This window comes from Propionicimonas sp. (genome assembly GCF_047606205.1).
GTDB lineage: Bacteria > Actinomycetota > Actinomycetes > Propionibacteriales > Propionibacteriaceae > Propionicimonas.
On sequence record NZ_JASGES010000137.1, the window covers coordinates 1 to 11,400 of the forward strand.

Genomic DNA, 11,400 nt, shown 5'->3' on the forward strand with positions numbered 1-11,400 from the left:
CCGCGCCGGTCGCGGCGCCCGTCCCGGTCGCCGTCCCCGCCGTGGCACCCGCGTCCGCCGGCGACGCCACTGCGGTCCTGCAGCCGGCCGAGCACACCGCCACGCGGGCCGTCGAGGAGGAGGAGCCCCGCCGTCGCTGGGGGCTGATGGCCTTCCTGGTCGCGCTGGTACTGGTCGCCGCCGGCGTCGGGATCTACTTCATGGTCAACGCCAACCGGGTCGAGACCGTCTCCGTCCCCAGCGTCCTCAACCGGCTCACCGCGGACGCCGAGCAACTGCTGACCGATGCCAAGCTCCAGCCGATCGAACAGCAGGTGAACGGCGCCGACGACGAGACCGTGGGCCGGGTCGTCGCACAGAGCGTCGCCGCCGACACGGCGGTTCCGGTCGGCACCGAGGTGACCATCACGATCAACGTCGGCCCGAGCCAGGGCACGATCCCGCAGGGCATCATCGGGATGGATGTGGACGACGCGCAGAAGCTGCTGGCGGAGAACAGCTTCACGAACGTCAAGAAGGCTCCCTCGCCGACGGAGTCCACGGACGACACCGCGAACGAGGTGCTCAGTGTCACCCCGGCCGAGGGCCTGAAGGTCGCCCTCGACCAGGAGATCACGTTGTACTACGCGACCGGCAAGAGCAGGTTGCCGCAGGTGATCGGGTTCACCGAGTCGGCCGCCAAGTCCACGCTCGGCAACGCGGGCTTCCCCAACGTGACCGTGCAACGCGAGGAGTCGAGCCAGACCCCCGGCACGGTGATCAGCCAGAGCCCGGACGCGCTCACCCTGCAGAAGCGCACCGTGAAGATCACGATCGTGATCGCCGTGGCGCCCAGCCCGAGCCCGACGCCGACGGACACCGAGACCGCCACCGAGGAACCCACGGACCCCTCGACGCCCTAGGAGACTGCTGAACAATCATGTCCCGGCTGCGGCGCGCCGGATCGGGCGATCTGCTGCGGCCACACCTTGGGGCATAGGGCCACTATCGCCCACAAGATGTGGCCTTGCCGCTCATCCCGCCCGGCCCGTCCTCGCTCGGAACAGCATTGTTCAGCAGCCTCCTAGGAGGTTGCGCCGCGCCATCCGCGCCCACCGCGCGGGTGTGGCCCGGCCGGTTCGGACCGACCCGCGTTCAGTCGGCGCGCAGCGCCATCAGCGGGGTCAGACCCTCGGCGCGGCGGGGAGCGTCGGTGTCACCGCAGGCCACCAGCCAGTTGGCGAGCAACTGGTAGCCGCCCTCGGTGAGGACCGACTCCGGGTGGAACTGCACGCTCTCGATCGGGAGCGTGCGGTGCCGGACCGCCATGATCACCCCTGAGTCGGTGGACGCGCTCACCTCCAGCTCGTCGGGGACGGTGGCCGGGTCGAGCGCGAGCGAGTGGTAGCGGGTCGCCCGGAGCGGATTCGGGAGCCCGGCGAACACGCCGCGTCCGTCGTGGTTGACCAGCGAGGTCTTGCCGTGGAGCAGCTCGGGGGCCCGGTCGACCACGCCGCCCATCGCCACCGACATCGACTGCAGGCCCAGGCAGACCCCGAAGATCGGGACGCGCCCGCCCTGCTCGCGGACGATGTCGATGCACACCCCGGCGTCCTGCGGCGTGCCCGGGCCGGGCGAGAGCAGGATTCCGTCGAAGCCGTCCGCCCAGCCGGGCTCGGCGAACCGCGGGTCGTCATTGCGCCACACCTCGACGTCCGCCCCGATCTGGCCCAGGTACTGGACGAGGTTGTAGACGAACGAGTCGTAGTTGTCGACCACGAGGATCCGTGCCATGTCGTCCATTCTCCCCCATCGGCCCCGCCCCGGCCGATCGGGTCGGAACGCCGCGTGAGCGCCGGCGCCCCCGGTTCCGGCGGGTCGGCTCCGCGGGGGTTGTCCGGTATCCTGAGGGAGTTTCCGTCCAGAGGAGTTCCCGTGCCCGAGTCGAAGACCCGCAAGGCCGCTGCCGAGAAGAAGAAGACCAGCGACCGCGCGCAGCTCGCCCAGAAGCGGGACGAGACCAAGCGGACGGTCGCGGCTCCCGGGAGCCGGCAGTGGGTGCCGCCGACCTTCATCACGGTCGGCCTGCTCGGCGTCCTCTGGCTGGTCGTGTACTACATCACCGCGTCGGTGGGCGTCTCGATCCCGGTCATGACCGACCTCGGCGGCTGGAACGTCCTGATCGGCATGGGCGGCATGGCCGCGGCGTTCGCGATCGCAACCCTCTGGAAGTAGCCGCCCCGCTCCCGAGCAACCCTCCCGGCACCCACTCGCTGCTCCCGCCCCCGGCCGGCACCGCCGGCCACCGCGCGCCCGTACGATCGCAGGCCCCCGGGTTCGCCGCGGCCGCTGCGGGCACCGGGTCTCGGAGCAGGGAAGGGCGCAAGCCTGTGCGCGCAGCCCGGCGCGAACGGCGAGAGCGGCAGCCGGAACGACCTCAGGCCTGCGGCTTGAGCAGGGGAAACAGGATCGTCTCGCGGATGCCGTGCCCGGTGAGCAGCATCATCACCCGGTCCAGGCCCAGACCCATCCCGCCCATCGGCGGAGCCCCGAACTCCAGCGCGGCGAGGAAGTCCTCGTCCAGCTGCATGGCCTCGGGGTCGCCGGCCGCAGCCTTCAGCGACTGCGCGACCAGCCGCTCGCGCTGGATCACCGGGTCGATCAACTCCGAGAAGCCGGTGGCGCGCTCGACACCGCCCACGATCAGGTCCCAGGCCTCGATCAGGTCGGGGTCGCTGCGGTGCTGCCGGGCCAGCGGCTGGGCGATCGGCGGGTAGTCGCACACGAAGGTCGGCTGCAGCAGGGTCGGCTCGACGATCTCGCCGAACAGCTCCATCACCAGCTTCTGCGCGGGCCACGCCGGGTCGTACACCACGGCGTGGGCGTCGGCGATCCGGCGCAGCGCGGACGCGTCCGTCGCGGGCGTGATCTCCTCCCCCACGGCGGCGGACAGGGTCGGGTGGACCGGCTTCCACTCCCACTCGCCGTCCAGGTCGATCTCTCCGGCCGGGGACCCGATCAGGCGGGTCCCGAGCGCCGCGTCGGCGGCGTTCTGGATCACCCGGCGGGTCAGGTCGGCGATGGAGAACTGATCGCCCCACGCCTGGTAGGCCTCCAGCATGGTGAACTCGGCCGAGTGCGAGGAGTCGATCCCCTCGTTCCGGAAGATCCGGCCGATCTCGTAGACCCGGTCCGCGCCGCCGACCATCGCGCGCTTGAGGAACAGCTCGAGCGCGATCCGCATCGTCATGTCGATGTCGAACGCGTTCAGGTGGGTGTTGAACGGACGCGCGGCCGCGCCCCCGTGCACGAGCTGGAGGACGGGCGTCTCGATCTCCAGGTACCCCTCCGCGTGCAGGGTCTCACGGATACTGCGGGTCACCGCCGCGCGCGTCCGCACCATGTCGCGCGCCTCGGGGCGCGCGACCAGGTCGGCGTAGCGCTGCCGCACCCGGGTCTCCTCGCCGAGCTCCTTGTGCAGCGTCGGGAGCGGGCGCAACGCCTTCGACGCCAGCACCCAGCCGGTGGCGAGGACGCTCAGCTCGCCCCGCTTCGACGAGATCACCCGACCGGTCACCGACACGAAGTCGCCGAGGTCGACCTCCGCCTTCCAGGCGTCCAGCCGCTCCTGGCCGACCTCGGCCAGGGACAGCATCACCTGCAGCCGGACGCCGGAGTCGGCCTGGGTGAACCCGTCCTGGATCGTGGCGAAGCAGAGCTTGCCCGTGTTCCGGACGAACACGACCCGTCCGCTCACGCTGACGACGTCCGCGGTCTCCGCACCGGCCTCCAGCCCGCCCCACTGCGCGTGCACCTGCGCGGCGCTGTGCGTGCGCGGGACGGCGATCGGGTAGGGCGCGATGCCGTCCGCGAGCAGCCGCGCGCGCTTGTCGTGGCGCACCTGCTCCTGCTCGGACAGGGACGGGTGGGCGGGCGTCGGCTCAGTCACGGTGATGAGGTTACCGAGTCGCGGGCTGTCCCCGTGACCGGCGGGGGGCTGGTGACCTGGCCCTGCCGTCAGGGGGCGGAGAGCGGCAGGTGCCTCCCCCACCAGCGCAGGATGTGCTCGAAGCGTGCCCTGCGGTGGTGCGGGGTGCCCGAGCGGGACAGCTCGTGGTTCTCGCCGGGGAAGATCAGCAGCTCGGCCTCCACCCCGTTGCGCTTCAGCTCGGCGAAGTAGCGCTGGGAGGTGGCGATCGGGCAGCGCAGATCCTGCTCGGAGTGGATCACCAGGGTCGGCGTCCGGACCCGGTCCACCAGCAGCAGCGGCGACTGCGCGTCCATCTGCTCGTAGCTGCCGTGGCAGCCGTCCGCGAAGTACCAGCCGATGTCGGACGGCCCGATGAAGGACCGCGGGTCGAGGTAGCCCCGCTCCACGACGGCCCCCCGGAACCGCTGCTCGTGGGCGATCAGCCAAGCGGCGAGGTACCCGCCGTAGGAGCCGCCCATCACGCCGACGCGGTCGGCCGCCAGGCCGGGCACCATGGCCAGTGCGTGCTCGAGGAAGGCCAGGACGTCCACCGCGTCCCGATCGCCGAATGCGCCCAGGATGGCCCCCGCATGTGCCTGGCCGTAGCCTGCGGATCCGCGCGGATTGCACATCACCACCGCGTAGCCCGCCCCGGCGTACACCTGCGCCTCGTCGAAGTAGGACGGTCCGAACGCTGCGAACGGTCCGCCGTGGATCAGCACGAGCACCGGGTGCGGGCCCTCGCCGTCCGGGGTCACCACCCAGCCGTGCACCGGGTAGCCGTCCGGGGCGGTGGCGACCAGTTCGAGCGGGACGATCGGCGTCGCCGCCTGCTGCAGGGCGGACGCGAAGTGGGTGAGCGGGCGGAGCCCCGCCTTCGCCGCGACGACCGGGGAAGGCCCCGGGCCGGCGGCGGCACCGTTCTGGGGCAACGGGTCGAGCAGGACGAGTTCGCCGGGGCCGGTGGCGTCCGCGCGGACCGCGACCCTGGCCCCGCCGCCGGAACCGAGGGAGACCACCGAGCCCGGCAGGTCCCAGCGCAGCTGCGCGCCGTCGGCGTCGACCCGGAAGGGGACGCCGCGGCCCCGGACGAGATCGATGCTGAGAACCCCGTCGCCGTCGGCCACGAGGGTCTGCGCATGCATGCTCTCCGCGTCGGTGAGCCGCCGCACCGGGCCGCCGGCCCTGGGGACGACGAAGACGCCGGGGTTCCGCGCGAAGAACATCCTGCCGTCGGGGCCGGTGTGCCCGCCGATGAAGTAGATGTTCTCGCCGGCGACCACGGGCGAGCCGATCACACTGTCCCCGGCCGCCGAGTCGGTGACCAGGGTCGGCTCGCCCCCGCGGGGGTCGAACCGGTAGAGGTCGACCCGCAGGTCGGTGTCCCTGGTGTCGTGGCGGGACGCGGCGACCACCACCTGGCCGCCGTCCCAGACCGGGCCGTGGTGGTCGACGTCCCCCGAGGAGATCTGGCGCGCCTCGGGCACGCCGCGGAACGGCTCGGTCCCTGCGGCGGCCCGTCCGACCGGCCGGACCGGCGGCTCGCCGTGCGGGTCCGGAACATCGAGGACGAAGACCTGCGCGCGCCGGTCGGCGAGGTAGCCCGACCCGTTGAACTGGAACTGCAGGGAGCTGGTCAGCCGCGGGTCCTCGTGGTCGGCCGTGACGCCCTCGGTCGTCCCGTAGCGTCCCGGCTCCGGCACCGGGGCGGTGAAGGCAAGGCGGGTGCCGTCCGCGCTGAACGCGAACGCGCACACCCCCAGCCGGGCGTCGGTGACCACCAGCGGCTCGCCGCCGCCCGCCGGAACCAGCGCCACCTGTGGCGGCCCGTCGGGCCCGGCACGGAGGAAGCCGAGGATCCGCCCGTCCGGGGAGAACTTCGGAGAGGTGTCACGAAAGCCCCGGGTGATCCGGAGCGGGTCGCGGTCGCCGGTCAGGGCGACGCGCCACAATTGTCCGACATACGCGTCCGCGTCGAGGTCCGGCCGGACGACCGAGACCACGGCATGGGTGCCGTCCGGGTGGACGGCGGGTGCGGACGGCGAGTTCAGTAGGGGCAGGTGTTCGGCTCGCACGCTGGCAGCGTAACGCCTGCTGAATTGGGCGGGCGGCCCGAAGCCGTGATCCGTACGGCTCCGCGCCGGGGGTGCGCCGCACTCGGGGTGCCACCCGGGCGCGGGGAAGCCCGCGGGCCGGCGACCCCGGACCCCGGCCCGGCCTGACCGTCGGTGGGCAGAATTGCGCTCGACGCCGGCCCGCATTTGATGAGTGAGTGCTCACTCACTACAGTGGAGGCCGTGAGCAGAGCGACCCCCATGGCACCGGACGAACGGCGCCAGGCCATCATCGGGGCCACCCTCCCGCTGCTGCTCGACCGCGGCCCGGACCTCAGCACCCGCGAGATCGCCCAGGCTGCCGGCGTGGCCGAGGGAACGATCTTCCGGGTCTTCGACACCAAGAGCGACCTGATCCAGGCCGTGATCGAGGAGGCGATGCGGCCGACCGCCACCTTGGCCAGCCTCCAAGGGCTGCCCAGGCAGAGTCTCGACGATCGCGTCACCGAGCTCGTCGTGATCCTGTCCGCCGACCTGCAGCGCGTCCGTTCACTGTTCGCCCACCTCGCCCGGGCAGGCTTCGGCCCGCACCCGGGCAGCCCGCCCCCGCACGAACACAAGCACAAGCACCCCGACAGCGACGGCCGCACCCAGGTGCTGAGGGCCACCGCCGAAGCCCTCGAGCCCTACACCGAAGAACTCAGCGTCCCGCCCACCACGGCTGCCAAGCTGCTCAGCGCGATCTCGTTCGCCACCAGCTTCAGCCTCGCCGACGAGGACTCCCCCGATCCCCACCACCTGGCCCGCCTGGTCCTCCACGGCATCGCCAAAGGAGAGAAATGATCCGTCTACTGAGCCGCTACCTCCGCCCCTACCTCTGGTTCGTCGTCGCCGTGGTCGCGCTCCAACTCCTCCAGGCCGGAGCGGCCCTGTTCCTGCCGAGCCTGAACGCCAGCATCATCGACAACGGCGTGGCCACCGGCAACACCGGCTACATCTGGGCCATCGGCGGCGTCATGCTCGCCGTGTCGCTGGTCCAGGTCGCCGGCCAGGTCGGCGCCACCTGGTTCGGTGCCCGGACCGCGATGAGCTTCGGCCGCGACGTCCGCCAGGCCATCTTCGACCGGGCCCTGTCCTTCTCGGCCAAGGAGATGAACGGCTTCGGCGCACCCACCCTGATCACCCGCAACACCAACGACGTGCAGCAGGTGCAGATGATCGTGCTGATGACCGCCACGATGATCATCTCGGCACCGCTGATGATGGTCGGCGGCATCATCATGGCGCTGCGCGAGGACGTCGGGCTGAGCTGGCTGATCCTCGTCGCCGTGGTGGTGCTGGGCACCATCATCGGCATCCTCGCCTCCCAGATGACGCCCCTGTTCAAGTCGATGCAGGTCAAGATCGACACCCTCAACCGGGTGCTGCGCGAGCGGATCGCCGGCCTACGGGTGATTCGCGCCTTCGACCGCGAGCCCACCGAACTGGTCCGGTTCGACGCCGCCAACCACGACCTCGCCGACACCGCCACCCGGGTCGGACGGCGGATGATGACCATGTTCCCCTCCGTCTTCGCGGTGATGAACCTGTCCTCGATCGCGGTGGTCTGGTTCGGCGCGTTCCGGATCCAGTCCGGCGATCTCCAGGTCGGCCAGCTGACCGCCTACCTGGCCTACCTCGCCCAGATCCTGATGAGCGTGATGATGGCCACGATGATGTTCATGCTGGCCCCGCGCGCGGCCGTGGCCGCCGACCGGATCAACCAGGTGCTCGACACCGAATCGTCCGTCGTGCCGCCGGCCCTGCCGGTGACCACGGTCACCCGGCACGGCGAGGCCGCCTTCGACAACGTCACCTTCTCCTACCCTGGCGCCAGCCACCCGGTGCTCACCGACCTGAGCTTCGTCGTCCGCCCGGGCGAGACGACGGCGATCATCGGCTCCACCGGCGCGGGCAAGACGACCCTGGTGAACCTCATCCCGCGGCTGTTCGACGCCACCGCCGGGGTGGTCAGCGTGGACGGCGTGGACGTCCGCAGTCTCGACCCGGACCTGCTGTGGAGCCGGATCGGGCTGGTCCCGCAGCGTCCCTACCTGTTCAGCGGCACCGTCGCGTCCAATCTGCGGATGGGCAACCCGCAGGCAACCGACGCCGACCTGTGGCACGCGCTGGAGATCGCCCAGGCCCGCGACTTCGTGGAACGCATGTCGGACGGCCTGGACTCGCCGATCAGCCAGGGCGGCACCAATGTCTCCGGCGGCCAGCGACAACGCCTGGCGATCGCCAGAGCCCTGGTCAGGAAACCGGAGCTCTACGTGTTCGACGACTCGTTCTCGGCCCTCGACGTGGCCACCGACGCCGCGCTCCGCGCCGCCCTGGCCGGAGAGACCAGGGACGCGGCGGTGGTCGTCGTCGCCCAGCGCGTCTCCACCATCCGCAACGCCGAGCAGATCATCGTGCTCGAGGGCGGACGGATCGTCGGCGTCGGCACCCACGACGACCTGGTCGTGAGTTGCCAGACCTATGCGGAGATCGTCGACAGCCAGTTCAGGACGGAGGTGGCCGCATGAGCGCCAGCCAACAGACCCCGGCGCCGGTCAAGGCCCGGGCGAACGAACGTCCCAAGTACGGCCCGCAGCGCGGTGGCGGCCCGATGGCCCACGGCCAGGGGTCGGGGGAGAAGGCCGTCTCCTTCGGGCCGTCCATGAAGCGGCTGCTCGGGCACCTGCGTCCGGAACTGCTCGGGATCGTCGCGGTGATCGCGATGACGGTCGTCGGCACGGTGCTCAACTCGATCGGCCCCGTGATCCTCGGCCAGGGCACCAACCTGATCTTCGACGCGGTCGTCACCACCAAGACCGCGATCCCGCTCGACCGGCTGGCCCAGGTGCTGGGCTGGGCCCTGGCGGCCTACCTCGGCTTCTTCCTGCTCAGCTGGGCGTCGGGCTTCATGATCAACGCGATCGTGCAGCGCTCGGTGTACCGGATGCGCAAGCAGGTCAGCGAGAAGCTCACCCGGCTGCCGCTGAAGTACTTCGACGGCCAGCCCAGGGGCGAGCTGCTCAGCCGGGTCACCAACGACGTCGACAACGTGTCCCAGTCGCTGCAGCAGACGCTCTCGCAGATCCTGTCGAACATCTTCACGCTGATCGGCGTGGTCTTCATGATGTTCTGGCTGTCGTGGCAGCTCGCCCTGGTGGCACTGGTCACGATCCCCGTCGCGCTCGGCGTCACCGTCCTGATCGGCTCCCGTTCGCAGAAGCTGTTCGCGAAGACCTGGAAGGCGACCGGCGAACTGAACTCGCAGATCGAGGAGGCCTACACCGGGCACGACCTGGTCACGGTGTTCGGGCGCCGGCGCGAGGTCGAGGCCAGTTTCCGCGAGAAGAACGGCGAACTGTTCACCGCGACCTTCGGCGCACAGTTCATCTCCGGGATCATCATGCCGGTGATGTTCTTCGTCGGGAACCTCAACTATGTGGTGATCGCCGTCGTCGGCGGGCTGATGGTGACCGGTGGCTCGATGACGATCGGCGGGGTGCAGGCGTTCATCCAGTACTCGCGGATGTTCACCCAGCCGATCACCTCGCTGGCGTCCATGGCGAACCTGCTGCAGTCGGGAGTCGCGTCCGCCGAGCGGGTGTTCGAGGTCCTGGACGCCGAGGAGGAGAGCCCGGACGCCCAGGCGGAGCTGCCGTCCCCGGTCGCCGGACGCGTGGCGTTCGAGCACGTCACCTTCTCCTACCTGCCCGACAAGCCGCTGATCACCGACCTGAACCTCGTCGCCGAGCCGGGCTCGACGGTGGCGATCGTGGGACCGACCGGGGCGGGCAAGACCACGCTGGTGAACCTGATCCTGCGGTTCTACGACGTGCAGGGCGGGCGGATCACCATCGACGGCGTCGATGTCGCGTCCGTTCCCCGGAGCGTGCTGCGTGACGAGATCGGGATGGTCCTTCAGGACACCTGGCTGTTCGGGGGTACGATCCGCGACAACATCGCCTACGGAAAGGTCGGGGCGAGCGAGGACGAGATCCTCGCCGCGGCGACCGCCACCTACGTGGACCGGTTCGTGCACGCGCTCCCGGACGGGTACGACACGGTGATCAACGAGGAGGCGTCCAATCTCTCGGCCGGCGAGAAGCAGCTGATCACGATCGCGAGGGCGTTCCTCTCCGACCCGTCCATCCTGATCCTGGACGAGGCGACCAGCTCGGTGGACACCCGCACCGAGGTGCTCGTGCAGAAGGCCATGGGCAGGCTGCGGGCCGACCGGACGAGCTTCGTGATCGCGCACCGGCTGAGCACGATCCGCGACGCCGACGTGATCCTGGTGATGGAGAACGGCGCGATCGTCGAACAGGGCAGCCACGACGAACTGCTCGCCGCCCACGGCGCGTACGACCGCCTGTACCAGTCGCAGTTCGCCGCCGCGATCACCGAGGACGACGCCGCCTGAGCCCACCTCGACCCGGGGCCGCAACCTGCACCGCTCCGAGCAGAGGAACCGTCCCCACCGGCCCACCCGCCGGGCCACGAGGGGACGGTTCCCGTCGCAATCGGAACGAGAGAACCGTCCCCGCGCAACCGGCACGAGGCGACGGGCCCCCTGCCGTTAGGCTCGCGGGGTGGACAGGACGTGGCGGATCGGGGAGGTCGCGGAACGCACCGGGCTGACCCGGCGGACGCTGCGGCACTACGACGACCTGGGACTGCTCGTGCCCGCGGAGCGCAGCGGCGCCGACTACCGGCGCTACGACGAGGCCGACCTGCTGCGGTTGCTGCAGATCCAGAACCTGAAGGCGCTCGGGCTCTCCCTCGCCGAGATCGCGGACGCGCTCGCCGACCCCGCCCTCGATGCGGGCGCGACCCTGCGCTCGCACCTGGACCATCTCGAGCAGCGGATCGTCGCCGAGCAGACCCTGGCCACCCGGCTGCGCCGACTGGCCTCGGCCTCCGCGCCCAGCTGGGAGGACGTCCTGGACGCGATCGCCGCGACCCGGCAGCTCGCCCACCCCGATCCGGCCGTCCGGCTGCGGGCCGCCCTCGACGGCACCGGCCCGGTGCCCGAACTCCTCGCCGCGCTCACCTCCGAGTCCGACCCGGCCGTGCAGGAGGTGCTGATCTGGTCGCTCGCCCGGCAGCCGGACGCCACCGCGGCCGCGCTGGCACGGCTCGGCGATCCGGATCCAGACCTCCGGTGCCTGATGGTGCGGCTGCTCGCCAAGCTGCGCGAGCCCCGGTCCGTCCCGGCCCTGCTGCCACTGCTGGCCGATCCGGACCCACGGGTCGTGGCCGCGACGGTACGCGCCCTCGGCAGCATCGCCGCGCCGGCGTCCGCGTCCGCGCTGGTCGGGCTGCTCGGCACCGCCGCCGCGCCCGAGGCCGACCTGATCG

Annotated in this window: 9 protein-coding genes; 6 read left to right on the forward strand and 3 right to left on the reverse strand. The window is 71.2% G+C overall.

The features are described 5' to 3' along the window. The coding region (locus tag QM633_RS08645) for a PASTA domain-containing protein (protein ID WP_415153347.1) at positions 1-902 on the forward strand (902 nt) is incomplete at its 5' end. Between the two features lie 232 nt (positions 903-1,134). Here QM633_RS08645 and QM633_RS08650 read toward each other — a convergent pair. After that, on the reverse strand, positions 1,135-1,773 hold the full coding sequence (locus tag QM633_RS08650; RefSeq protein ID WP_415153348.1) for an aminodeoxychorismate/anthranilate synthase component II: 639 nt from the start codon (positions 1,771-1,773) through the stop codon (positions 1,135-1,137). Between the two features lie 141 nt (positions 1,774-1,914). Between QM633_RS08650 and QM633_RS08655 the strand changes: the two genes are divergently transcribed. Beyond that, a complete protein-coding gene (locus QM633_RS08655) occupies positions 1,915-2,214 on the forward strand; it encodes a cell division protein CrgA (protein WP_415153349.1) in 300 nt (99 codons plus the stop codon). 202 nt (positions 2,215-2,416) lie between these two features. On the opposite strand, the gene lysS is transcribed toward QM633_RS08655, so the two are convergent. Beyond that, positions 2,417-3,928, reverse strand: coding sequence for a lysine--tRNA ligase (gene lysS / locus QM633_RS08660; RefSeq protein ID WP_415153350.1), 1,512 nt, complete (start codon positions 3,926-3,928; stop codon positions 2,417-2,419). Positions 3,929-3,996: 68 nt separating this feature from the next. Further along, entirely contained in the window at positions 3,997-6,024 is a 2,028-nt protein-coding gene (locus tag QM633_RS08665; RefSeq protein WP_415153351.1) for a S9 family peptidase, read from the reverse strand. Positions 6,025-6,246: 222 nt separating this feature from the next. Between QM633_RS08665 and QM633_RS08670 the strand changes: the two genes are divergently transcribed. From QM633_RS08670 to QM633_RS08685, 4 genes are all read left to right on the forward strand, one after another. After that, positions 6,247-6,846 carry a TetR/AcrR family transcriptional regulator gene (locus QM633_RS08670; RefSeq protein ID WP_415153352.1) on the forward strand — a complete coding sequence of 200 codons (600 nt, stop codon included), beginning with the start codon at positions 6,247-6,249 and terminating at the stop codon, positions 6,844-6,846. Further along, a complete protein-coding gene (locus tag QM633_RS08675) occupies positions 6,843-8,573 on the forward strand; it encodes an ABC transporter ATP-binding protein (RefSeq protein ID WP_415153353.1) in 1,731 nt (576 codons plus the stop codon). Before QM633_RS08670 ends, QM633_RS08675 begins: the two co-directional genes overlap by 4 nt. Further along, positions 8,570-10,462, forward strand: coding sequence for an ABC transporter ATP-binding protein (locus QM633_RS08680; RefSeq protein ID WP_415153354.1), 1,893 nt, complete (start codon positions 8,570-8,572; stop codon positions 10,460-10,462). The genes QM633_RS08675 and QM633_RS08680 overlap by 4 nt, the downstream gene beginning before the upstream one ends. Before the next feature lie 169 nt (positions 10,463-10,631). Continuing rightward, positions 10,632-11,400: MerR family transcriptional regulator (locus QM633_RS08685; protein WP_415153355.1), on the forward strand; the 769-nt coding region annotated here is incomplete at its 3' end.

Bases quoted from the DNA above. Each gene is read 5' to 3' on its own strand.
- QM633_RS08680 (WP_415153354.1), top strand. From the start codon at position 8,570: ATGAGCGCCAGCCAACAGACCCCGGCGCCGGTCAAGGCCCGGGCGAAC.
- QM633_RS08675 (WP_415153353.1), top strand. From the start codon at position 6,843: ATGATCCGTCTACTGAGCCGCTACCTCCGCCCCTACCTCTGGTTCGTC.
- QM633_RS08650 (WP_415153348.1), bottom strand. From the start codon at position 1,773: ATGGCACGGATCCTCGTGGTCGACAACTACGACTCGTTCGTCTACAAC.